Source organism: Bacillus glycinifermentans (assembly GCF_001042475.2).
GTDB classification, from domain to species: domain Bacteria; phylum Bacillota; class Bacilli; order Bacillales; family Bacillaceae; genus Bacillus; species Bacillus glycinifermentans.
Genome location: NZ_LECW02000005.1, coordinates 205461 through 229940, shown reverse-complemented (window position 1 = coordinate 229940; position 24480 = coordinate 205461). Strand labels below are relative to the sequence as shown.

Genomic DNA, 24480 nt, shown 5'->3' with positions numbered 1-24480 from the left:
TCCCTTAAATCACTTTGGCTTCGCTTCTGAGCAGTGACACGAGCTCTCTTGCCTGCTCTTCCGGCTCACCTTCAATGATTTTGCCGGCTTCTTTTTTCGGAGGCAGAAAGCGCTCAATCGCCTTTGTTTTCGCGGCTACGTCTTCTTCATCAAGATCGAGGTCATCGAGTTCAAGCTCTTCAAGAGGCTTTTTCTTCGCCTTCATGATACCCGGAAGCGAAGGATAGCGCGGTTCATTCAACCCTTGCTGAGCGGTCGCAACGAGCGGAAGAGACGTTTGCACGACTTCCAGGTCTCCCTCTGCATCGCGTTCTGCTTCAACATCGCTGCCGTTTACCGCAAGCTTTGTAATCGTCGTGACGCACGGAATCCCGAGCAGCTCGGCCAGCCGCGGCGCGACCTGTCCGGATCCGCCGTCAATCGCGACATTTCCGCCGAGAATGATGTCATAATCGCGGTCTTTTAGGTAATGATAAAGGATAGCTGACGCCGTATATTGATCAGCTTCCTCCAAATCGGCTTCAATGTTGATCAAAACGGCTTTGTCGCACCCCATCGCCAGAGCCGTCCTGAGTTCCTTTTCAGCTTCCTCTTCGCCGACGGTGACGACCGTGATCTCGCCGCCGTGCTTCTCCTTTAATTGGAGCGCTTCTTCAATCGCGTATTCATCGTACGGATTGATGATAAATTCCGCTCCGTCCCGGCTGATTTCCCCTTGTTCAATGTGAATTTTTTCTTCCGTATCAAACGTGCGCTTCATTAAGACATAAATGTACATATTCGCTTATCCCCCTTGTTTTCGCGCTTGTTACTCCCCTTTGAAATGCGGCTTGCGCTTCTCTAAAAAGGCTTGGATCCCTTCTTTTGCATCTTCTGAACGGAATACGTCGCCAAAATGCTTTCCTTCAAGCTTCAGGCTTCCCTCATACGAATACACCTTGTTTGAATGGAGCAGCTCGATGACATAAGCCATTGTTTTCGGGCTTTTTTCCGCAAATTTACGGGCCAGCTCTTTTGCCTTCTCGAGCACTTCGGTTTCATCTTTCGCCAGGATGGTGACAAGGCCGTATTCAAACGCTTCCTTTCCTAAAATCGGTTCAGACGTTCCGATCATTTCGAGCGCTTTGGCCGTGCCTACGTATTTCGGAAGGCGCTGTGTTCCGGCAAACCCCGGAATGATTCCGAGATTCAGCTCTGGAAGGCCGAGCTTTGCCTGTTCCTCAGCGATCCGGATATGGCAGGCCATCGCCAGCTCAAGCCCGCCGCCGAGCGCTGCGCCATGAATGGCGGCGATAATCGGCTTCGGAAACGATTCGACCTTTTCAAACATCTGCTGTCCTTTGTCGGCAAGGGCCGAGTAATCCGATCCGTCCATCAATTCGGTAAATTCCTTAATATCCGCACCCGCTGAGAAAAATCTTCCTTCCCCGTGAATGATAATGCTTCTGACATTGTTGTCTGAGGCAAGCTGATCAAGACATGCTGACAGATCGTCAAGCACCTTTGTGGAAAGCGCATTTGCCGGCGGATGCTGAATCGTGATGACGGCAACATGGCCGTCTGTCGCAACAGTTATTGTCCCCATGATTATTTCTCCTCCTTCTTGCTGAAACCGTGTATCAGCAATTCGTGAATGCTGTCTGCCAGCTGCGGCAGATCGTATTTTTGATCATTCATCACCCAGGTCGTGACAGTCTCATCGACGGTTCCGAAAATCATCTGTTTCGCCAGCCGCACATCAAGCTTATCTTTAAATTCGCCCGCTTCTTTTCCCTCGGTGATGATGTCCTCCAGAATCATTAAATAACCTTTTAGAATTTCATTGATTTTCAGGCGCAGCTCCCGGTGCGACTGCCTCAGCTCAAGCTGGGTCACAATCGCCAGGTGCCTGTCGCCGCTGAGCAGCTCAAAGTGCTTCTTGATGAACAGCGCAAGCTTCTCGGTCGCCGAGTGCTTCGCTTTCATCTCTTCATTCATCTGCTCGATAAACTGGCCCATTTTCTCTTTGAATAACGAAATGAGAATATCTTCTTTATTTTTAAAATAAAGATAAATGGTCCCGTCCGCCACGCCGGCCTGCTTCGCGATCTTTGAAACCTGTGCCTGATGGTATCCGTTTTCTGCAATCACAATAACAGCTGCATCGATGATCTGCATATACTTTGGTCGCTTTTGTTTCAATTGGCTTCGTTCCTTTCCGCTTAAATGAATGATTATTCATTCATGTTTTAATCGTAAATAAACTGACGCGCTTTGTCAAGCGCGAGAAAAGAACTTCTTCCCGATCCGCCGCCGGCGGCAGACGGCGGATCGGGATATTACACGTTCGCCTTTTCGTCTTGAACGAGCGCCCTTCTCAAAATCTTCCCGACCGCCGTTTTCGGAAGTTCGTCCCTGAACTCATACACCTTCGGAACTTTGTAAGGAGCAAGGCGCGATCTGGCATATTCGTCCAATTCCTTTTCCGTAATTGTAACATGTTCTTTTAAAACGACAAAGGCTTTCACGGTCTCTCCCCTGTATTCGTCGGGAAGTCCCGCTACGACCGCCTCCTGTACGGCTTCGTGCTCGTAAAGCACCTCTTCGATTTCGCGCGGGTAAATGTTGTAGCCGCCGGCAATGATCATGTCTTTCTTTCTGTCGACGATGTAAAAGAAGCCGTCCTTATCCATGTATCCGATATCCCCGGTAAAAAGCCAGCCGTCACGGAGAACGGCTGCCGTTTCCTCATCGTTGTTCCAGTATCCTTTCATGACCTGCGGGCCTTTCACAACGATTTCTCCGTGCTCATAAGGCTCCAGAAAACCGCACGTGTCTTCCGAAAAGATGGCGGCGTCTGTGCCGGGCCACGGACAGCCTATGCTTCCCGCTTTATTTTTGTCCCAAATAAAATTGGCATGGGTGATGGCGCCGCTTCAGACAGTCCGTACCCTTCAACAAGCTTGCCTCCGGTGACGTTTTCGAACTGCTGCTTGACCTCGACGGGCAATGCTGCCGATCCGCTTAAACAGCTTTTGATGGACGACAGATCGTACCGCTTGAGATCAGGGTGGTTCAACAGGGCGATATAAATAGTGGGCGCGCCGGGAAATATGGTCGGCTTTTCTTTATCGATCGTCTTCAAGGCGGTTTCTGCATCAAACCTCGGCAAAAGGACCATTTCATACCCTTGCCTGATCGTAAAGTTGAGGACGGCCGTCATTCCGTATACGTGAAAAAACGGAACGATGCCGAGCACTTTCTCGTTTCCTTTTTTTAATCGGTAAAACCACGCCGCACACATTTCCAAATTGGCTAAAATATTTCGGTGGGAGAGCATGACGCCTTTCGGAGTTCCTGTCGTGCCTCCCGTATATTGCAAAACCGCGATGTCGCGAACGGGATCAATGTCGATTTCAGGCGGATGCGGAGGGACGGGGTACTTCATGATCGTTCGAAACAGATGCATCGTTTCATTTTCCGCGATTTCGATCGAAAACCGCTGCTGCTTTTTTTGGACGAACGGATACAGCAAATTTTTCGGAAAAGGCAGGTAATCTTTAATTCCCGTTGCAATAATATGCTTTACGTTTGTTAACGCTTTCATTTTAAAAGCCGCCGGGTACAGCACATCAAGGGTTATGATCATTTCAGCCCCGCTGTCTTTCAGCAAATGTTCAAGCTCCCTTTCCGTGTAGAGAGGATTTGTCTGGACGACGATCCCGCCGGAGAAGAGTACGCCGTAGTACGCGATGACGGCCTGAGGGCAGTTCGGCAGCATGATCGATACCCTGTCTCCTTTTTTCATGCCGAGCGACAATAAATAATCTGCCATTTTTAACGCTTCTTCGTATACTTGCTGATACGTTCGTTTCTTTCCGAGAAAATGAATCGCTGTTTTTTCAGAAAACTGTTGGGCGGATTGTTGCAGGATGGAGTGCAGTGTCTGATCTTCAAACTGGAGGTCATGAGGAATTTGTTCTGGATAGTGAAGCAGCCACGGCTTTTCAGTCGGCATAAGATCCCCCCTTTAAACAAAATATAGTCTCGATTTCAGTATATCAAAACAATTTTCAGAAGGTAATGATTTTTTAATTTATTCAGGGGCTGGGATCTCTCCATTTCGCATGATGATCATAGCAATGTTTTCCCGCGGAGTTGTCCAGCAAGCGGCATCAAGATTCCTTAAAACAATAAATTGAAACTGTTGTTTGGAAAACCGAGATTCACAAAAAAACAAAAAGCTTGCCGGGGCAGCGGTTTTCTGCAGCTTTACCGGCAAGCTGAAGCCCCGCAAGTTTGCTGAGGAGCCCTTCTTTTCAACTAATGTTCAAGCATTGATCGCTATTGATTTCATAAGCTCTTCAATTTCGTTCAGCCAATGTTCTCTTTTCTCTAATGTAGATACCGGAACTGATTCTAAAAAAGCATGGTGAATCACTTCAAAGCCGCAGTATTCAAAAATTCCTCTATCTGATGTCAAACGCAGCGCTTTATCCATTCCTAAAGCTTGGTATTCGTGATGCGATTTTCCCTGTGTATTTATAATAACGGCTTTTTTCCCTTTTAATAAGCCGTGCTGTACACCAGCTTCATATTTGTAGGCAAATCCATAACTAAAGACCCTGTCAATGTATCCCTTCATGATAGCAGGCAGCCCCGTCCACCATATCGGGTATATGAACGTAATCACATCAGCCCATGAAATATATTGTTGTTCCGTTAAAATATCTGATGCTGTTTTTCCATTCTTAAAGCCTGCGATATCTTCCCCGCTTAGCACAGGGTCAAATTTCAGTTCGTATAAGTCCCTTATGGCCACTTCTTCCCCCGCAGCGCGAAGAGTGTTTGCCGCCGTTTCCTTAATCGCATGATTGAAGCTTTTGTTGTATGGGTGTGCATAAACAATCAAATGTTTCATTTTGTTTTTTCCTCCATTTATTTTATTGATTGATCAATAAATAAAATGCTTTTAAAAAGCAGAGTTCGTACTCTACTTTTTATGCTTGTTAGGCATTAGTTCAGGCATATCAAGAGCTGCAGCGACATTGCAAAGCATCCCCCGCGCTAAAAAATCGCTGACTTTTTGAGGTGCGTTTTCAATATTTGCAGCTTGAAATCGATTTAGAACATAATCTTTAATTGTTCTTAAACCTTCCTGCATCACTTCCTGCACAGCCATTTCCCGTATAGCCTGTGCCTGCACCTGAAGCAATATTTCATCTTTGTGCGTTTGCATCAGATTTTCGTACGTCTTAATAAACCGCTCTTCAATATCCCCGGGATCGCCGGAAACCGTGTCAAAAGATCGAAGGATGCGATCCCAGGCCTTTCTTAACGCTGCTGTTAAAAGCTCTTCTTTATTCTTATAAAAATGATATATATAAGGTTGGGAAATGTTGGCTTCTTTGGCTACATCCCCGGTTGTGGCACGATAGTACCCTTTATGGGCAAAAACGTGTACCGCAGCCTCTAAAATGGCCTCCCGGCGATTTTCTCCTTTATGTTTAGTCATTACACATCACTTCTTTTTTATTTATTGATCAATCAATAGCATTATATGCGTTATATCGTTTCATGTAAAGCACTGTTTTTTCGAAATTTCGAACTTTAGGCATCGGTCTTGCAGCTTTTCATCAAGTGCAGTCAAGTTAGACTCCGAGGCCCTGATCAGCCATGCAAATTCCCTTCCGGTCACAAAGCTGCTTTGTAAACGCTCGCTTACGTTGTCGGCAGCTCTATCCGGTTCAAATGAAAAAATACCAAGGAGGCCCGTGCTCCTTGGTATCTGTTTTCCTTTTATGCGGACGAACGGACCGAACTGCCTTCTTCCGCAGAAGTCACCCGGTGATCCGAGTCAGCAGATTCACTTCTCAAGCAAAAAACAGCATATAAATGAGACCGATGATCACAAATACCCCGGCAGCGCAAAACAGGATTTTCGCTAATTTCTCCATGTCTGCCCCCTTTAGATTCCGGCGGCCACGACGAATGACAGGCCGACGGAGATCACAAATGAAATGAAACCGACGGCTCGGTTGTCGTTTTCGATTTCCTTGTCAATTCTGAATCGAGGCGTCAGGAATTCGAAAATGAAATAGCCGATCAAAAGCAGCATGAAGCCGAACAATCCCCACCCCATCATTTGCAGAAGGGAATTGTGCTGGCTGATCGACTTTTGCAGAACGTTGGCGATGCCTAAAATTTTCCCGCCTGTGGCCATCGCCACCGCCATGTTTCCTTTTTGAATCTCCTCCCAGTTTTTATACGTTGTGACGAGTTCGAATACGGTCAAGAAGATGACCAGGCAAAGAACGGAAACGCTGTAATAGGCGGCGATTTCCACGAGATCATTTTCCCAAAACTCTTTCATGTTTCCAGACTCCCTTTTTATTTTAGTTCGACAATCGTAACTCCTGATCCTCCCTCTCCCGCTTCGCCGAACCGGGAGTTTTTCACGCTGCGGTGGTTTTTCAGGAGGTCCTGAACGCCTTTCCTGAGAGCGCCCGTTCCTTTTCCGTGAATGATCGAAACCCGCGGATATCCGGCGAGAACCGCATCGTCCAAATATTTTTCAACCCGGTGAAGCGCGTTTTCATAGCGTTCTCCCCTGAGGTCGAGCTCGAGCGATACGTGATAATCTTTGCCTTTGACTTTGGCGATCGATTGCTGTTTTTCGGGTTCCGGCGCCGATTTCAAAAATTCAAGATCCTTCTCTTTCACTTTCATCTTCAAGATGCCGATTTGCACGTTCCATTCGTCAGCACCTGTTTTTTCAAGCAGCGTTCCTTTTTGGCCAAAGGTGAGAACCTTGACCTCGTCGCCCGGTTTCAGCGTACGCTTGTCCGTTTTTTTCTGAACGGGCTTTTTTGTTTTTTCAAAAGAAGGCACCGCTTCTTCGAGGCGTTTTTTCGCCTCGATCAATTCGTGGTCTTTAAACGTTTTCTGTTCGTCTTTTATCATTCTGAGCGACTGGATAATGTCATCGGCTTCCTTCATCGCTTCCTTGACTTTTTCGGCAGCTTTCTGCTCCGCTTCCTCATAGAGCCTGTCTTTTTTCTCCTGCCACTCGCTGATCTGCTTTTTCAGATCGCGGTGAAGGGCTTCCGCTTCCGCACGGATCGCTTCCGTTTCAGCCAGCTCTGTTTCCGCGCGCTTTTTGCTGTCTTCAAGCGAGGCAATCATCGTATCGACCTCATTGTGCTCAGCCGTCATTTCGGCTTTCGCGCGGCCGATCAAGCGTTCAGGCAAACCGAGGCGTTTCGATATTTCAAACGCATTGCTTCGCCCCGGCACCCCGATCAGCAGCTTATACGTTGGAGACAATGTTTCGATGTCAAATTCGACGCTTGCATTGATGACATTTTCGCGGTTATAACCGTACGCTTTCAGCTCCGGGTAGTGGGTCGTCGCAATGACGCGGGCGCCGGTCTGGCACACTTCGTCAAGGATGCTGATCGCAAGCGCCGCTCCTTCCTGCGGATCGGTTCCGGCTCCGAGTTCGTCAAACAGTACCAGGCTGTTTGGCGTCATGTCCTTTAAAATATCGACGATGTTCACCATGTGTGACGAGAACGTACTCAAGCTTTGCTCGATCGACTGTTCGTCCCCGATGTCTGCAAATACTTGATCAAACACCGCGGTTTCCGAGCCTTCCTCAGCCGGAACGTGAAGTCCGGACTGCGCCATTAAGGTCAAAAGGCCGAGCGTTTTCAGCGTAACCGTTTTTCCGCCCGTATTCGGACCCGTGATCACGATCGTCGTATAATCACCGCCGAGCTCGATATCGTTCGGAACGACCTGATCGGCGGGCAAAAGCGGATGGCGCGCCCGGATGAAGCGGACATAGCCGTCTCTATTGACCGCAGGCTTGACTGCCTTCGTCGCCTTCGCGTATTTCGCTTTTGCAAAAATAAAATCGAGGGTTTGCAGGATCTTTACATTGTGAAACAGTTCATCCGTATGCTCTGCCGTTTTTTCTGTCAGCACGCGCAAAATCCGTTCGATCTCCTGCTTTTCGTTTACTTTCGCCTGGCGGAGCGAATTGTTCATATCGACAATGACCTGGGGCTCGATAAACAGCGTAGCCCCGGAAGATGACTGGTCATGCACAATCCCCCCGTAGCTTGACCTGTATTCCTGTTTGACGGGGATGACGAAACGGTCGTTTCGAATCGTAATGATCGTGTCTGAAAGCATTTTTTGCGCTGAAGAGGACCGGAGCATCGCTTCCAGACGGTCTCTGATTCTTGATTCGAGCGTCCTCAGCTGCGTCCTGATTCCCCTTAAGCTCTCCGATGCATGGTCAAGCACCTCTCCATGGTCATCGATGCACGAGTTAATGTCTTTCTCCAAGTCTGACAGCGGAATCAGCTGTTCCGCATACTGATGAAGGTGAGGAATCTCAACGCCGTCTTCAAACAAACTTTCGAGAAAATGCTTCATCCGTTTGGCGGCGTATAACAGACCTGATATTTCCGTAAACTCGGCCGGGCTTAAGATGCTGCCGATTTCGGCTCTTCTGACCGCTTTTCTAATGTCCGACAGCCCGCCGAAAGGGGCGCTGCCTTTCAGGCGCAGGACAGTCCCCGCCTCATCGACTTCTTCCAGGAGCTTTTTGACCTCCTCAAATGAACGGGAAGGCTTCAGGTCAAGGAGCATCTCCTTCCCTAAAGAAGATGCCGCATGCTCTGCAAGCTGCTCTTTTACTTTATGAAATTCGAGTGCTGATAGCGCTTTTTGCTGCAAAATCAATTAAACCTCCTTAAGATCGGCGGCGAGACAAAAACGCGCGGACTTCGTCAAGCGAACGGGCATTCAATACGTTCGCTTGAGGGGTCCATCCTTTTCTCGCTGCCGTAACGCCCGTTTCCATATCGTCAAGCATCGACGTGTTGTGGGCGTCCGTATTAATGACAAGCGTCACCCCTGCGGCATTCGCTTTGAGCAAATGCTCCATTCTGAGATCTAGCCGGGCGGGGTTGGCGTTCAGCTCCAACGCCGTATTCGTTTCTTTGGCGAGTTCGATCAGCCGGTCGATATCGACTTCATAGCCCGCCCGTCTTCCGATGAGCCGGCCGGTTGGGTGGGCGATAATATCGACGTGCTGATTTTTCAGCGCGTTTTCGAGCCGTTTCATGATGACGTGCTCCGGCTGTGAAAAGCTTGAATGGATGGAAGCGATCACAAGATCCATTTCCGCCAGCAGCTCATCGTCATAGTCGAGTGATCCGTCAGGCAGTATATCCATCTCAACGCCTTTGAATATGTGAAAATCGGTAAATTCTTTATTCAGTTCATCAATTTCCTTCGCTTGCATGCGCAGCCTTTCCGGCGTTAAGCCGCCTGCGACTTTTAAATATTGCGAATGATCGGTGATCGCCATATACTTGTATCCTTTTGCCATGCAGGCTTCGGCCATTTCCCTGATCGAAAACGCGCCGTCGCTCCACGCCGAGTGCATATGGAGATCCCCTTTGATATCATCTGCGGTAATCAGTCCGATGTCGTCGCTGTACTCATCGACTTCTTTCCCTGTCTCCCTCAGCTCAGGCGGAATAAAGGGAAGTCCGAAGTGGGCGAAAAACTCTTTTTCGCTTGAGAACGTTTGAATGTCTCCCGTTTCAACCGTCTCGACTCCGTACTCGCTGATTCTTTCGCCTCTTTCTTTGGCGAGCTGGCGCATTTTTATATTATGATCTTTTGATCCTGTAAAATGGTGGAGCGTCGTCGGAAACTGCTCTTCGGTCACAAGCCTGAAATCGGCGCTGATTTCGTATTCAAACGCAAATGTCAGCGATACTTTCGTATCACCGCTGGCAATGACCTCTTTAATGTTTGACAGCTTCAGGAGCCCCTCGCGGACCAGGGCCGGATCTGTGACGGCCATGATATAGTCCAGGTCTTTCACGGTTTCTTTGGCCCGTCTGAGGCTTCCGGCGCGCGAAAACTTGATCAGCCCCGGGAGCCCTTCAAGCTGCCCTTCGATCACCTGGGCGACGGCGAGCGCCGCCGCGATCGGATACCGTTCAGGGCGTTTTCCGGCTTCTCCGAGAGCCTGAAGGATTTTTTCCTCCGTTTTTTTGCCGAATCCAGCCAGCCCCTGAACCTTTTGCTGCTCACAGGCCTCTTTTAATGATTCCGCGTCACAGACGCCCAATTCCTGGTAGAGTTTGGCGATTTTTTTGCCGCCGAGCCCGGGCACCTTCAAAAGCGGAATAAGTCCTTCCGGAACCTCCTCTTTTAAACGCTCAAGCGTGCTCGATGCCCCGTGATCCATATATTCCTTAATGACGGCGTACGTCCCTTTGCCAATCCCGGAAAGAGACATCATATCATCGATTTCGGAGAGGCTGCGGTCATCTTGTTCAAGCGCCGCGGCGGCTTTTCTGAAAGCGGATATTTTAAACGGGTTGTCCCCTTTTAGCTCCATGTAAATCGCAATCGTTTCAAGCAATCTGATGACATCTTTTTTATGCAATATGTTTCACCTCTTATTTCCCCGTGTTCACCTGATTCAATCATACAAATTTTTGACTGATCCTACAATCATTCGACAAATTGCAGCCGGAAAAAAAACTTCTCCGAAAAGAGAAGTTTTTAAGATCCGTACTGAACCGGCAGATTCTTTAACAAGTTTGATAAATACGGGGTTTTATTCACAATCACATCAGCCAATACAGAGTGGGCCATCATGTTTTGCAGAACGTCGATCGGCAGCAGCGATCCGACGAACAGGACGATGAAAATGAACAGGTAAATCTCCGCAAAACCGAGCACAGCTCCGAAAATTTGGTTGATTTGTTTAAGAACCGGGATTTGCGCGACAGCATCCAAAAATGATGCCGCAATTCTCAATAGGATAATCGTCAGGAAAAAGAGAATCAGAAACGCAATCATATTATAGTAGGCATTTTCAATGCTTCCGTTGATAAATGTAAGCGCGGACTGCCCGCCCGTGAAATCCGGCGACGGAATCCAGCTCAGCTTCGGCGCAAGATCGCGGTAATAGATCCCCGCCACGGCAATCGCTGCGATAAACGTCACCAAACGGATAAACTGGCGGATAAATCCTCTTTTCAGACCGATAAACAGACCGGACAAAAGCAAAACAATAATGATGATATCTAGCATCGTGATGTTCAATCCTTTTCTTTAATTTGTCCTTTCAATCTCTCAAATTCTTCCTTCAGCTTCAGATAATCATGCACAACATTCACCGCTGTCAAAACGGCGAGTTTATTTATGTCAAGATACGGATTTTTTTCATTGATTTCTCTCATTTTATCATCGACAATTGAGGCAACGTGCCTCATATGGCTTTTCGTTTCATCGCCGATAATTGTGAATTGCTGACCGTAGATGTCAACTGTTGTTTTCGTTTTTCGACCATCAGACAACGTTTCTCCTCCATTCCTCAACGAGAATCCTAGACTCTATCATAACATGTTTAGAGATTGAATGGAAAGACGAGCCTTCCGCTGTTATGATACACTTATAAAAACGTGTGAAAAAGCCTGTTTTACCGGCTAAAAAAGGAGATTAAACCGTGTCACATTCAGTTTTAAAAGTTCCCCAGTCTGTTATTGAACGCATGAAAAGCCATTACCGTTCCGACATCACCTCTCTTTCTGTACAGGGAGCGGTTTTTCAGGCGAAGCCCCAAGGCTGCACCATTACGGCATATAAATCCGGAAAGGTGCTGTTTCAGGGGAAAAACGCCGAAACAGAAGCCGGGCGCTGGGCGGCGTCAACCGAAGCACCGACAGCAGCAAAATCCGCTGCCAAACCGCGTACCGCTTCTCTTTATCAGCCGCCTGAAGGCATCGGCTCAATGTCTGTCATCGGCTCGGACGAAGTCGGGACCGGCGATTTCTTCGGTCCGATGACCGTCGCATGCGTGTATGCGGATAAAACAAAGCTTCCGCTTCTGCAAGAGCTCGGCGTCAAGGATTCCAAACATTTAAAAGATCCGCAAATCGTCGAAATCGCCCGCGACCTCATCAAGACGGTCCCATACAGCCTGCTCGTGTTAAAAAACGAAAAATACAATGAATTGCAGGAAAAAGGCATGAGCCAGGGAAAAATGAAAGCCCTCCTGCACAACCAGGCGATCACAAACCTTCTGAAAAAACTGGACGGAACCCGGCCTGAAGCCATTTTAATCGACCAGTTCGCAGAACCGGCCGTTTATTTTAAACACCTGGCCGGCAGAAACGCGATCAAAGAACGTACATATTTCAGCACAAAAGCGGAAGGCATTCACCTGTCCGTCGCCGCCGCTTCGATCATCGCGCGCTATTCATTTTTAATGGAAATGAACAAGCTTTCAAAAGAAGCCGGCATGACACTGCCGAAAGGAGCGGGACCGTTCGTCGATGAAGCGGCGGCAAAGCTGATCAGGAAACACGGCGAAGCAGCGCTCGGTCATTTCACGAAACGCCACTTTGCAAATACACAGAAAGCGATGAGGCTGGCGTCGAAAAGCTGAATACGCCAAAAGCGGGAATTCCTGACTTGCAGGGGTTCCCGGCGGTTTTGGCAGGAAGCTCGAGGGCAAATTCACGGGTTTCCGGGGGAGTATTTCCGCTCGCGGCTATATCCTGCATTAATCCCGGCTTTTCACGATGAACTGACAATATTCTTATCATCGATCCATTTACAGTAAATATTCGAAACGGAATGGGTATCGTCTTGGGAAGACATAATGATCTTCATGGTCATAAGGATTATTTCTCTGTCATTTTCATTAATTTTTTATGCTAGCTCCCAATAAGAGTAACCATTCTACAAATATTTCAATTCTTCGGTGTCACGGCAGTCACATTCTATAACAGATTCTCCTGATTAAGCTTTGCTTTATTATGTCATGTACTTAGTTATATTGGAATCACTGAGATATTCCACATAAATCAATCCCAATTATCATAACCCCTTCTTAAAGAGCATTGAAAAACAGGGGCAGCAAAAGGTACGTCCTGGGATCACGGTCCATCGGCATCCCGGCATCATAATCAAGTAAAAAAGCAGACCACCCGGCCTGCTTTTTTTATGTATACTGACTGTCCCAGATTCCCGTTATCGCTTGAAATGAATTTAATATCCGGCCGTAGCCATTCCTAATACAACACCAAATAAACCACAAGCGATAGCTGCGATCATCATAATTGTGCCGTGTTGTACTTTCCCGTTACTTCTTACTAGATATCCAAAAATAACTCCTCCTGCACCAAATAAAATCGGAATAAGCAGCAGTGATATACCGGTACATATCCAGCCTAAAATGATAAATGTTTGAGTATTATTGCTTGGGTTTTTCGTCATAGTCCCGATCCTTTCTGAATGGTTATTTTGCACTATTAATGATTTTATACTAAAAAAAAGAAATATGAAATAGTTTTTTCCAGCGATCCAGAGGAAAGCGATTTGGTTAAAATTTATTGAGAGAAAGAATGAGGTACAAAATAAGGTTCATAGAGGAGGAAAGTTTGTCCATCGTTAATGCGAAACAACAATGATATGGTCAGGCAGCGCCTTTCTCTTGCTTTTTTTGCCGCAGGTAACCAAAGCGGCGCAACCTTTACGGAATTTCGATCTTTTTGCTGAAGATTATTACAATCTATCAGAAAATTAGCAAATAAAAGGCCTATAGATCTAATTGAAAAGACCTGTCAAACGGCAGATTTCTTGTCGGATTTTAGCGAACTTTGTAGTTATATTGAAAGGTTTGTCATAAGAATCTATGTACATCTTCCTCTTTTTGGATAAAAAGAAGGGATTTCTAGTTAACTAGACGAATCTTTAGTCTGTTAAAAACTAAGGAGGGAATTTTTCAAATGAAAAAACGGTCTTTATTCTTTACTTTATTGCTTTCTGCAAGTTTAATACCCGGGGCGGCCGGAGTCGCGGAAACGGGCGGTCATGAGCATACTCCTGAAGCAAAAGGGATTCATAAGGAAGCATTGCCTAAACCTAAGGAGGGTTTTAAAGATTTAACCGGCAAAGTTCACATTGAAAAAACAACGAAAACAAAAGTACTGGATGAGAAAGGAAATGAAACTAGTACGATCACTTTTAAAAAGAATGTAAACAACAGCAAATTTTCGACTCAAGCCAGCACAGGCAAACAAAAGGTAAGCGTATTGGCAGTGGCTGATAAGCAATTTCGGACGAAATATAAGGATTGGAAAACAAGAATCGTCCAAATTGTTGAGGAGGCGGACGAAATGTTTAACCGTGACCATGATATTGATTTTGTCGTGGAAGCCGTTGCCCCTTGGAATTCTTCCGGAAAGAACGCCTCTGACATTCTTGACAATCTTGCGGCCAAATTCGAGGGCCAGCCTTATAAATTTGTTGCCGGCTTTACAGCCAACGACAATTTTGAAGCGGGCGGCATCGCTTTTCAATACCCTGTTAAGCCGGACGGTCCCGCTTTCAGCGTCACGCTCGACATGGGAACAGAGAATTCGGCAAAAGCGGCAAGACACGAATTTTCCCATAACTTCGGCGTGGAACATGATCCGCAAGGAAGCGGAATCCGCTGCATTATGAACTATGACTACGCATACACAGTCGATGTCTGGGATGAGGCTCATAACGAGCTCATCGAGAAAAATAAAGTTTGGTATGAATAACGAAAATAAACCGGTTCCTGATACATAGGAACCGGTTATTTTTTAAGTTTTATCCTCTCAACACAGCTTGATACGTTTCCTCCAGCGCTTTCAGCACTTTGTCGTGAACTTTTGTCACTTCTTCTTCTGTCAGCGTTTGTTCCGGATTTAAATATTGGAGGCTGAAAGCGACCGATTTTTTGCCTTCTTCCATATGTTCGCCTTCGTAGACGTCAAAGACGTGCACTTCCTTCAATAATTTCCCTCCGGCTTTTTTGATGACGTCTTCAAGCTGGCCGCTTGCGATGTCTTTGTTTACGACAAGCGCGATGTCGCGTGTGACGGACGGGTATTTCGGAATAGCCTTGTACGCGATGGCCGGCACGTCCAGTGCAAAAAGTGCGTGCAAGTCAAGCTCAAATACGTACGCTTCTTTCAGATCAAGCTCTTTTTCGACTGATGGATGGAGCTGGCCGATGAAACCGATCAGGCTGCCGTTGTGCAAAATATTGGCCGTCCGTCCCGGATGTAGCTCTTTTCTTTCAGATTGAACGAATTCGATGCCTTCCTGTACTCCGAGCTTTTCTAAAAGCCCTTCGACGATGCCTTTGGCGACGAAGAAATCAACCGGCTTCTTCTCGCCCTGCCAAAGGTTCTTGTGCCACAGTCCTGTCACGGCTCCGGCGACATGCTCTTTTTCGACCGGTTTTGTCTGTTCTTCGACTTTTAAGAAAACAGAGCCGATTTCGTAAAAGGCCGCTGAATCGGTCTGCCGCGCCAGGTTGTAGGCGACAGAGTCGAGCAGGTTCGGAAGCAGGCTGTGCCTTAATACGCTTCTTTCCTCACTCATCGGCAGTGAAAGGATCGTTTTGAACGACTTTTCAAGGGCGAATGCGGTCGCTTTTTTATCGTTTGTCAGCGAGTACGTGATCGCCTGCGAAAGCCCCGCGCCTTCCAAAAAGCGTCTGACCTTTCTCCGCTTTTCCTGATACGGGGTGAGACCGCCGGTAAAGCCTGTCACCTCAGGAAGCGTAGACGGGATATTGTCATAGCCGTACAACCGTGCGACCTCTTCGATCAGGTCCTCTTCGATCGTAATGTCGCCCCTTCTCGTCGGAACGGTTACGATGAGCTTACCGCCAGCTTCTTCGACAGAAAAGCCGAGCCTTTTGAAAATATCGGCCATTTCCTCTTTGCTGATGGACACGCCGAGCACCTTCGTCACTTTATCAGCGGACAGGCTGATGACTTTCGGCTTGATATCGAGGTGATTTTCTTCCACTGTGCCCTCCAGCACGGTTCCGCCTGCATAGCGGCTGATCAGGTCTGCGGCTCGTTCTGCGGCGAGGCGCACCCGTTCTGGATCGATTCCTTTTTCGAAGCGGATGCTTGATTCGCTGCGAAGTCCGAGGTCTTTTGAAGCTTTGCGGACGGTGTTTCCGCTGAAATATGCCGCTTCAAGCAAAATCGTCTTCGTATCTTCGCGGACTTCAGAATCTGCTCCGCCCATCACGCCTGCAACGGCCTGCGGAATAGAGCCGTTTGTGATGACAAGGTGGTCGGCTGATAACGTTCTTTCCTGCTCATCGAGCGTCACAATCGTTTCGTTTTCTTTCGCTTTGCGGACGACGACTTCTTTTGAGCCGAAGCGGTCATAGTCAAAAGCGTGCAGCGGCTGGCCGTATTCGAGCAGGACAAAGTTTGTAATATCGACGACATTGTTGTGCGGTCTGATTCCTGCATTGATCAGCTTCGTCTGCATCCAGAGCGGAGACGGACCGATGTTGACATCCTTAACGATTTTTGCCGCATACATAGGATTTGCTTCCCGATCTTCGATTTGAACCGCAATGTACTCTTCCGCTTTTTCAGTACCCGGCTGATAAGACGTTTCAGGAATCTTTACATCGCGTCCGAGAATCGCCGCCACCTCGTAAGCGACGCCGAGCATATTCATCGCATCGGCGCGGTTAGGTGTGAGTCCGAGCTCCAGCACCGCATCATCGAGCGCAAGTCTCTTCAGCGCGTCCGTTCCGGTTTCAGCATCGCCCGGGAATACGAAAATGCCTTCCGCGTATTCTTTCGGCACGAGCTTGCCTTGAATGCCGAGCTCCTGCAGCGAGCAGATCATACCGTTTGACTCTTCGCCGCGGAGCTTCGCTCTCTTGATTTTAAAATTGCCCGGCAGTACGGCGCCGACCGTTGCAACGGCTACTTTTTGCCCTTTATCGACGTTCGGGGCGCCGCAAATGATTTGGACGGGCTCCTCTGCACCGATATCGACGAGGCACTTGTTTAATTTGTCTGCGTTCGGATGCTGCTCCCGCTCAAGAACATGTCCGATGACAACGCCTTTGATGCCCTCGCCTTTATATTCAACACCTTCTACTTCGATCCCGCTTCTCGTAATCTTTTCCGCGAGAATCTCAGGCGTCATTCCGTCTAAATTCACGTACTCTTCCAACCATTTATATGAAACAAACATCACGCGTCCTCCTCTTTAAGCCTGTTTAAATTGAGATAAAAATCTGACATCGTTCGTATAGAAATGACGGATATCGTCAATGCCGTATTTCAGCATCGCGATTCGTTCGACACCCATTCCAAACGCAAAGCCCTGATATTGTTTGGAATCAAATCCCGCCATTTCAAGCACGTTCGGATGGACCATTCCTGCACCGAGAATTTCGATCCAGCCTGTTTGTTTACAAACGGAGCAGCCTTTTCCTCCGCATTTGAAACAGGAAACGTCAACTTCAACAGATGGTTCTGTGAACGGGAAGAAGCTTGGACGCAGTCTGATTTCGCGCTCTTCGCCGAACATCTTTTTCGCGACGGTTTCAAGCGTTCCTTTCAAATCGCTCATGCTGATGTTATGATCGACGCAAAGCCCTTCGATCTGCATAAACTGGTGAGAGTGCGTTGCATCGTCGTTGTCGCGGCGGTACACTTTTCCCGGACAAATGATTTTCACCGGGCCTTTTCCTTTATACTTTTCCATCGTCCGCGTTTGAACTCCTGAAGTCTGTGTTCTCATCAGCGTGTCTTCGGTGATGTAAAAGCTGTCCTGCATATCGCGCGCCGGATGATCCTTCGGAAGGTTCAATGCTTCGAAATTGTAGTAATCCGTTTCCACTTCAGGGCCTTCTTCTACAGAATATCCCATACTGATAAACAGGTCTTCAATGTCCTCGATCACGATGGTCAGCGGATGCTTTGCCCCCGCTTTGACGGGATTTCCCGGAAGCGTGACATCGATCGTTTGACTTTTGAGCTTTCTTTTGACTTCTTCTTCTTCAAGACGGGCGTTTTTTTCAGCAATCGCGGCGGCAATCGTCTCTCTGACTTCGTTTGCCAATGCGCCCATTTTCGGCCTTTCTTCTGCGGAAAGCTTGCCCATTCCCCTGAGCACTTCTGTAATTGGTCCTTTTTTGCCGAGATACGCGACACGGACATCGTTGACTTCTTTTAATGACTGTGCGGCTTCAACTTTGGCTACCGCTTCTTTTTCAAGCTGTTTCAGCTGTTCCTGCATGTTTAGCAATTCCTCCTTTTATCTGGACAAACCGATGAATGACAAATAAAAAAGCCCCTTTCTTATTGAAAGGGACGAATCGTGGCCCGCGGTACCACCCTTTTTAAACAAAGCAAAACAAGCTTTGTTTCTCGCTTCATTGACATAACGGATTGGCTCCGGTTCGCCTTTACGCATATCATGCGGTCCCGGCGACAACTCAAGAGGTGAAACGTTTTTTTAGCCTGCCATAAAAATGCTTTCAGTCTGGGGCATTTTCTCCCTGAATGGCGGCGCTTTTAAAAAAAACCGTCCTCTGTCACTGTTTTTCAACATATTACATTCATTATAGTGAATTCCATCATCGTGTGCAAGCGGTTATCCGCGCAGATGGTAAAGCAGAACCGCCGCAGCGGCGGCCACATTCAAAGACTCGGCTTTGCCGTAAATGGGAACGTACAGGTTCCTGTCCGTCAGGCCGAGCAGATCGGGATCAACGCCTGCTCCTTCATTTCCTATCAGAAGGGCAAACGACTTCGACGGTGATGCTTCCTTGAATGGCACGGCATTTTGCAGCGCGGTGCCGTAAACCGGAATCCGCTTTTCTTTAAGCTCTTCGATCAGCCCGGGAAGCTCCGCTTTTACGATCGGGATATGGAAATGTGAGCCTTGGGCTGACCTGAGCGTTTTGGCGTTGTACGGATCAACCGTCCCGTTTCCGATGACAACGGCATCGATTCCTGCGGCATCAGCGGTCCGAATGATCGTTCCCAAATTGCCGGGGTCCTGGACGGCATCTGCCAGAAGCAGCTTTTCGTATTGAAGGGGCCCTTGTTCAGGGATACGGCAGACAGCGGCGACTGCCTGCGGCGTTTCCGTTTCCGTTACTTGAGAAAAAGCGTCATCGCTCAGGATATAGCACGGAACAGACGCATCCAGTCCGGACGGGATGTCCGCTTCATCCTTGACCATGATTTCTTTTACAATGCCGGGGTTTTTTAGCGCCTCCTCCACAAGATGTTCGCCTTCTATTAAAAATGTATTGGTTTTTATCCGTTCTTTTTTCGTATGAAGTTTTTTCCAATCCTTCACTTTTTGATTTTTGGCTGATTCAATTCGTTTCAAATCGTTTGACTCCTTTGTCTGGCAATAGTCACATTATATCTCATGAATGATACATAATAAACCCGGAAACGAGACAGAATATAGAAAATCAGATAAGGAAATGGAGTGAAAAAAGTGGATTTGAATCTGCGACACGCGGTTATCGCCAATGTAACAGGAAACACTCAGGAGGAGCTTGAACACACGATCGTCGATGCAATCCAAAGCGGAGAAGAAAAAATGCTGCCTGGACTGGGCGTTTTGTTTGAAGTGATTTGGCAGAACGCTTCAGAATCAGACAAAAATGAAATGCTTGAGACGCTGGAGCAAGGATTAAAACCGAAGCAATAAACCGGAGGCTGCAGCCCCCGGTTTATTTTTTCAGCCTGGAATCGACGGCTCCATTCTCAGCACCGGATCACGCCAAAGCACCGTCCACTTCTTAATGGCCGTTACCATAATCACCAGCCCCAGAATCAGCATGATGATCGACAAAATGCCGTTTAAGACGCTGTAGCCGGCGGCTTCGGCATTAAAATACACGTGTCTGATCATCCAATATCCCGCATAATTGACCGTTGCATATAAATAAGCGAGCGGAATGAGGCATGTCAGCATATACCGCCTTTTGTCGGCAATTTTTAAGACAACGGTCGCCCCGATGATCAACCCGACGGATGCCATCAGCTGATTGGAGACGCCAAAAAGCGCCCAAATGGAACTGATATCGCCCGAATACAAGAGGTAGCCCCACATTAAACATGCGAGCGCGCTTGCGAAGACCGACCCCGGAAGCCAATCCGTTTTTTTGAGCGGTTTGTACACTTCGCCGAAAAAGTCTTGAATCAAGTAGCGGGCCACCCTCGTTCCGGCATCGATCGCCGTTAAGATAAAGACCGCTTCAAACATGATGACAAATTGAAAGAAATATGAGGCCAAGTGGCTGAAAAACGGAATATCCGTAAAAATATAAGCCATGCCTACAGCGAGCGTCACGGCTCCGCCCGTCCTTCCCTCCAGATCAAGACCGATTTCGCGGCTGAGCTCAGGCAAGTGGACGGTGTCCATGCCAAGCGTCCGAAATACTTCAGGGGCGCTGTTGATCGCAAAATAATCGCCCGGCTGCAAAGCCGTCGCCGCAATCAACGCCATAATCCCGACAAGACACTCGACCAGCATGGCGCCGAAGCCGACGAATTTCATATCGCTCCATTTGTCGAGCATTTTCGGCGTCGTTCCTGAACCAACAAACGCGTGGAATCCGGAAATTGCCCCGCAGGCGATCGTGATCGAAATAAACGGCCAAACCGGGCCTGGCGAGACCGGGCCGCCGCCTTTCGTAAATTCGGTAAACGCCGGAAACGGAATCGCCGGATTCACGACAAAAACGCCCGCAATCAACGCGACAAACACGCCTATTTTCATAAAACTGCTCAAATAATCGCGCGGCGCAAGCAGCAGCCAGACAGGGAGCGCCGCCGCAAAAAACGCATAGACCGGAAGCGCGATCGCGAGCGTTTTCACATCAAGCGTCAGCGCTTCGCCGAGCGGTGTATTCGCGACGGCCGGACCGATGAACACACCGGCCATGAGCAGAATGAACCCGCCGGTTGATGCGAGCTTTAAGTTGCCCGTCTTTTTATAAAATAAACCGACTCCCATCGCAATCGGAATCGTAATGGCCACGGCAAACGTCCCCCACGGATTGCGTTCAAGCGCATGGAGCACCACCATCGAAAGCCCGGCCATCGTGATCGTAATGATAAACAGCATTGCAAGCCCGGTGCAAAATCCGGCAACCGGCCCGAGCTCTTCTTTGGCGACTTCTGAAAGAGACTTTCCATTCCTTCGCATCGATGCAAATAAAACGACGATGTCATGAACGGCTCCCCCGATAACCGCTCCGATCAACAGCCATAATAAGCCCGGCAAATAGCCGAATTGCGCCGCCAAAATCGGTCCGACAAGCGGTCCCGCCGCCGCGATGGCCGCAAAGTGATGGCCGAACGACACCCATTTATTTGTCGGCACATAGTCTTTGCCGTCTTTTTGAAGATGGGCAGGAGTCGGTTTGTCGTCATTCACCTTCAGCACTTTTGCCATCATAAATGTTCCGTACAAACGGTAGGCGATCGCCAATATGCAGATAGAAGCGATCACAATCGTAATTGCATTCATCCCAATTCCTCCCCCTTTGTTTCCCTTTTAACATAGCCTATCTTTTATGTAAGCGCAATCATATTTTCACCTGCTCTTATATCTTATTTTCTTTCCATATAAACCAATTTTCAGATTGACACTTTAGCACGATCGTACTAAAATGAAGCCATGAATACAAAAACACAAAAGCGAAGACTGCAAATTATTGAAGACGCCATTCAAGTGCTTGCCGAAGAAGGCTATGCGAATGCCTCTATCGGCAATATCGCAAAAAAGGGAGGAATTAGCAAAGGAGTTGTCACGTATCATTTTCCGAATAAAATGCAGCTGATGAAGGCTGTTGTGGAGCATTCCTACGGACTTGCAGCGCCTTATATGGAAAAGTTCATGGATGGTTTAGACAGCGCACCGGCTACACTCCGTGCCTATATTGAATCAAATCTCAGATTCATGTTTGAACACCCCAAATACGTTACCGCAATCATTGAAGTGGTTTCCAACTTACGAACAGAAAGCGGTGAGCTGTATTATAAGGACGAAGATGAATCAATATATGAACCGCTGATTGACATTTTCAAGTGGGGACAGGAAATAGAAGGGAGTTTCAGGGAGTTTTCCCCGCTTATTATGGCTAGAACCGTGCGAAGCGTAATCGATTCATTGGGACCAAAAATCGCAAATCATGATATATCAGACATGGAGAGCACGATATCTGAAATTGTTGATACGTTCGATTACGCAACGAGAAAAACAATTAAATAGGGGGACTATCATGAGAACTGGCGAATTGCAGAAATTAGACAAAAAAATTGTTGCCGCAAGGAAGCTTGAAGGTGTGATCACGTTATCCGTGTATACATGCGTTATCCTTGCCTTGCTATACTGTACTTTAACATTCGGCTGGCCAACATGGATTTTGGCTGGAGCATCGTGTTTGGCTGTTGCCTCTGTACCATTTGAACTTTATCTTTTGCCGAGGTGGAAATATCGTTTATGGCGGTATCGGATAAGTGAATTAAGCATCCAAATCCATAAAGGGATCTTTTTTAAGCGGAAAGTATTAATTCCCATGGGTAAAGTCCAGCATGTCGAAGCAAAACAAGGCCCTATTTTAAAAAAGTACAATTTATATACGATTACTTTATCGACAGCAGCCGGAAGCCATGAAATTCGGGGATTAGCCGAAGGAACCGCCGAATCTATCCGCCAAGATATTGAAGCCTATGCGAGGTTAAGCGATGAACAAGTCTGAAACATTAATAAAACATCGTCTCCATCCTGTTTCGATCCTTTATTTTGTCATGATAGCGATCAAGGAATCGTTGTCCTTCATATGGCTGGTTCCGCTGCTCGTACTATTTATTCATAAACTGGGCAGCCACATCCCTGGTTTCATCATCATGATTGCTTTTAGTTCTTTGCTTATTATCGCGTTTTTCATAATTGGTGTATTGAGATGGCGGGCATTTTCCTACCAGATACACGAGAAAGCGATATATATTGAATCTGGTTTGTTTGTGACAAAGAAAAGATGGGTGCAGCCGGACCGCATTCAATCCGTCGATTCTACGGTCCGTGTATATGACCATTTATTCTCTACGCGAACGTTAACGATTGAACTTGCCGGAGGTGATGAATCCAGCATCATTCTCAGCTGTATTTCAAAAGAAGAAGAACAGCGCATTCGAACGGTTTTAAAAGCAGAAGCAAACAGCAGGCCGATCAATCATTCTGGAGAGTCAGTGTTTCAACTATATAAAAATGATCTCATATTGCACAGCCTTCTCTCGCCTAAATTTGGGATTGTGCTTACGCTTTTATCACTGGGATTGCTAAAATATCAGGATATAACGAAAGACACTGACCGGGACACTTTGTTCACCTGCCTATCCGGCTGGTTCGGTTCCAACTGGATCATGATCACGGTGGTCATGCTGGTGGTTTTATCATTTGCACTTTCATTAATGCTGACATTTGTAACCGACTATCATTTCACATTAAGCAAGAATGCCAAAGGAGAACTTGAAATCGAACAAGGCCTGTTTGAGAAGAAAAAGCGAACGATTGCCCCAAACCGGATACAGGCGATTCTCATCATTGAGCCGCCGATTCACCGCCTCTTGGGATTCGTCTTAATTAAAGCTGTCGTTATACGTAACAGTCCAAATGAACAAAGCCAAAAAACGATTACGATTCTTCCCTTTGTTAAAAAAGAAAAAGCCCATTCCATGCTTGAACCGTTTACAGGTTACCGGAGGAACCGCAATTTGCGCATGCTTACAAAAGAAGCCAGACTTCATTATATGGTTCTGCCATTTACAGCAGGCTGTCTTCTATCAATACCGATATGGATGTTCCTTCCTTATCCCTTTCATTATCTGACTGCCATTCTGCCGCTTGGATTACTATGGATGGGATGGATGGGGTATCGAAGGACTCGTTGGAATCAAAGCAGCCGATTTTTAACTTTGCAGTACGGAACTTTTGCCCGGCGAACGGTCATCATTAAACACGGCCGCATTCAGTGGGCAGCGTTAGGCCAAACAGTTATGCAAGAGAGAAAAAACTTGGCATCCATTAAGATAGCCGTTGCTTCCGGAAAAGAAAACGTAAAGTTTTCGTTAAACCATATTCCGATAGAGAGTGCGACAGCTATTTATCAACATGCCATTAAAACAACAAAAACCTAGTTGACTAATAGGAATAATAAGATTAAAATAAACACATGCTTCATCTGCTGCCTTTTCAAGGCATAATTGGCGGGAGTCACCGGATGCCCGCCTTTTTTGTTTCAGCAAAGCGGAACGACATAAAAATGAATGAGGATCACAAGGCAAAACGATGCTGATCCTGCGATTCTATTGACATTCTTCTTTTCAGCCGAAGCTGTAACACGATGAACCAGCGTCAAAAACAACACGGTGCCGGTCAATATGACGGCTCCCGTTAAAAATGAGCTTTTAAAAGACTGTGTTCTCTCAATGATTTCCGATATAAACAAAAGCCAAAGGTATGCCAAAAACCCGTATATCAAACACCAATACGCAGCAGAAAAACATTTCATATGTCTCCCCCCTGTTTTATATTATTCTACACACACATAAAAAA

Annotated in this window: 22 protein-coding genes and 1 pseudogene; 6 read left to right on the top strand and 17 right to left on the bottom strand. The window is 47.2% G+C overall.

Going from position 1 to position 24480, the window contains the following annotated elements:
- Nucleotides 1-4: 4 nt before the first annotated feature.
- The 11 genes and pseudogenes from AB447_RS07030 to zapA all read right to left on the bottom strand — a co-directional run bounded on the left by AB447_RS07030 (nucleotide 5) and on the right by zapA (nucleotide 11378).
- Entirely contained in the window at nucleotides 5-778 is a 774-nt protein-coding gene (locus AB447_RS07030; protein WP_048353918.1) for an electron transfer flavoprotein subunit beta/FixA family protein, read from the bottom strand.
- A gap of 30 nt (nucleotides 779-808) precedes the next feature.
- A complete protein-coding gene (locus AB447_RS07025) occupies nucleotides 809-1585 on the bottom strand; it encodes an enoyl-CoA hydratase (protein WP_048353917.1) in 777 nt (258 codons plus the stop codon).
- Nucleotides 1586-1587: 2 nt separating this feature from the next.
- On the bottom strand, nucleotides 1588-2181 hold the full coding sequence (locus tag AB447_RS07020) for a TetR/AcrR family transcriptional regulator (protein ID WP_048353916.1): 594 nt from the start codon (nucleotides 2179-2181) through the stop codon (nucleotides 1588-1590).
- Between the two features lie 137 nt (nucleotides 2182-2318).
- A pseudogene (locus AB447_RS07015) lies at nucleotides 2319-3997 on the bottom strand (AMP-binding protein).
- 312 nt (nucleotides 3998-4309) lie between these two features.
- Complete coding sequence (locus AB447_RS07005) at nucleotides 4310-4900, bottom strand: NAD(P)H-dependent oxidoreductase (protein WP_048353914.1); 591 nt, start codon at nucleotides 4898-4900, stop codon at nucleotides 4310-4312.
- 72 nt (nucleotides 4901-4972) lie between these two features.
- A complete protein-coding gene (locus AB447_RS07000) occupies nucleotides 4973-5494 on the bottom strand; it encodes a TetR/AcrR family transcriptional regulator (RefSeq protein ID WP_048353913.1) in 522 nt (173 codons plus the stop codon).
- Between the two features lie 453 nt (nucleotides 5495-5947).
- A complete protein-coding gene (locus tag AB447_RS06995) occupies nucleotides 5948-6352 on the bottom strand; it encodes a DUF350 domain-containing protein (protein WP_046131931.1) in 405 nt (134 codons plus the stop codon).
- A gap of 17 nt (nucleotides 6353-6369) precedes the next feature.
- Entirely contained in the window at nucleotides 6370-8727 is a 2358-nt protein-coding gene (locus tag AB447_RS06990) for an endonuclease MutS2 (RefSeq protein ID WP_048406022.1), read from the bottom strand.
- Between the two features lie 16 nt (nucleotides 8728-8743).
- Nucleotides 8744-10459: a DNA polymerase/3'-5' exonuclease PolX gene (polX, locus tag AB447_RS06985; RefSeq protein ID WP_048353912.1), complete on the bottom strand. Its 1716-nt coding sequence runs from the start codon at nucleotides 10457-10459 to the stop codon at nucleotides 8744-8746.
- A gap of 119 nt (nucleotides 10460-10578) precedes the next feature.
- Nucleotides 10579-11112 carry a CvpA family protein gene (locus tag AB447_RS06980; protein WP_048406021.1) on the bottom strand — a complete coding sequence of 178 codons (534 nt, stop codon included), beginning with the start codon at nucleotides 11110-11112 and terminating at the stop codon, nucleotides 10579-10581.
- Nucleotides 11113-11120: 8 nt separating this feature from the next.
- Nucleotides 11121-11378 (bottom strand): cell division protein ZapA, encoded by a 258-nt coding sequence (gene zapA, locus AB447_RS06975; RefSeq protein WP_048353911.1) that lies wholly within the window; start codon nucleotides 11376-11378, stop codon nucleotides 11121-11123.
- 149 nt (nucleotides 11379-11527) lie between these two features.
- Between zapA and rnhC the strand changes: the two genes are divergently transcribed.
- On the top strand, nucleotides 11528-12469 hold the full coding sequence (gene rnhC, locus AB447_RS06970) for a ribonuclease HIII (RefSeq protein WP_048353910.1): 942 nt from the start codon (nucleotides 11528-11530) through the stop codon (nucleotides 12467-12469).
- A gap of 605 nt (nucleotides 12470-13074) precedes the next feature.
- Here rnhC and AB447_RS06965 read toward each other — a convergent pair.
- Nucleotides 13075-13302 (bottom strand): hypothetical protein, encoded by a 228-nt coding sequence (locus AB447_RS06965; protein WP_053071197.1) that lies wholly within the window; start codon nucleotides 13300-13302, stop codon nucleotides 13075-13077.
- Between the two features lie 512 nt (nucleotides 13303-13814).
- Here AB447_RS06965 and AB447_RS06960 point away from each other — a divergent pair.
- Nucleotides 13815-14615: a zinc-dependent metalloprotease gene (locus AB447_RS06960; RefSeq protein WP_048353909.1), complete on the top strand. Its 801-nt coding sequence runs from the start codon at nucleotides 13815-13817 to the stop codon at nucleotides 14613-14615.
- A gap of 49 nt (nucleotides 14616-14664) precedes the next feature.
- On the opposite strand, the gene pheT is transcribed toward AB447_RS06960, so the two are convergent.
- From pheT to AB447_RS06945, 3 genes are all read right to left on the bottom strand, one after another.
- Nucleotides 14665-17079: a phenylalanine--tRNA ligase subunit beta gene (gene pheT, locus AB447_RS06955; RefSeq protein ID WP_048353908.1), complete on the bottom strand. Its 2415-nt coding sequence runs from the start codon at nucleotides 17077-17079 to the stop codon at nucleotides 14665-14667.
- A gap of 15 nt (nucleotides 17080-17094) precedes the next feature.
- Nucleotides 17095-18129, bottom strand: coding sequence for a phenylalanine--tRNA ligase subunit alpha (gene pheS / locus AB447_RS06950; RefSeq protein WP_048353907.1), 1035 nt, complete (start codon nucleotides 18127-18129; stop codon nucleotides 17095-17097).
- A gap of 357 nt (nucleotides 18130-18486) precedes the next feature.
- Entirely contained in the window at nucleotides 18487-19233 is a 747-nt protein-coding gene (locus AB447_RS06945) for a TrmH family RNA methyltransferase (protein ID WP_048353906.1), read from the bottom strand.
- Between the two features lie 114 nt (nucleotides 19234-19347).
- On the opposite strand from AB447_RS06945, the gene sspI reads away from it, so the two are divergent.
- A complete protein-coding gene (gene sspI, locus AB447_RS06940) occupies nucleotides 19348-19563 on the top strand; it encodes a small acid-soluble spore protein SspI (RefSeq protein ID WP_046131922.1) in 216 nt (71 codons plus the stop codon).
- 30 nt (nucleotides 19564-19593) lie between these two features.
- Here the strand turns inward: sspI and cstA are convergent, their stop codons facing one another.
- Entirely contained in the window at nucleotides 19594-21390 is a 1797-nt protein-coding gene (gene cstA, locus AB447_RS06935) for a carbon starvation protein CstA (protein ID WP_048353905.1), read from the bottom strand.
- 150 nt (nucleotides 21391-21540) lie between these two features.
- Here cstA and AB447_RS06930 point away from each other — a divergent pair, with 150 nt between their 5' ends.
- From AB447_RS06930 to AB447_RS06920, 3 genes are read left to right on the top strand one after another with little or no spacing between them, the layout of a single operon-like run.
- Nucleotides 21541-22134, top strand: a complete 594-nt coding sequence (locus AB447_RS06930) for a TetR/AcrR family transcriptional regulator (RefSeq protein WP_057957489.1) — start codon at nucleotides 21541-21543, stop codon at nucleotides 22132-22134.
- Between the two features lie 10 nt (nucleotides 22135-22144).
- Entirely contained in the window at nucleotides 22145-22624 is a 480-nt protein-coding gene (locus AB447_RS06925; protein WP_048353904.1) for a PH domain-containing protein, read from the top strand.
- Entirely contained in the window at nucleotides 22611-24062 is a 1452-nt protein-coding gene (locus AB447_RS06920; protein WP_048353903.1) for a PH domain-containing protein, read from the top strand. The genes AB447_RS06925 and AB447_RS06920 overlap by 14 nt, the downstream gene beginning before the upstream one ends.
- A 101-nt stretch (nucleotides 24063-24163) precedes the next feature.
- On the opposite strand, the gene AB447_RS06915 is transcribed toward AB447_RS06920, so the two are convergent.
- The gene (locus AB447_RS06915) at nucleotides 24164-24436 is read right to left on the bottom strand and encodes a hypothetical protein (RefSeq protein ID WP_048353902.1); all 273 of its coding nucleotides are present in this window, start codon (nucleotides 24434-24436) and stop codon (nucleotides 24164-24166) included.
- Nucleotides 24437-24480: the final 44 nt, after the last annotated feature.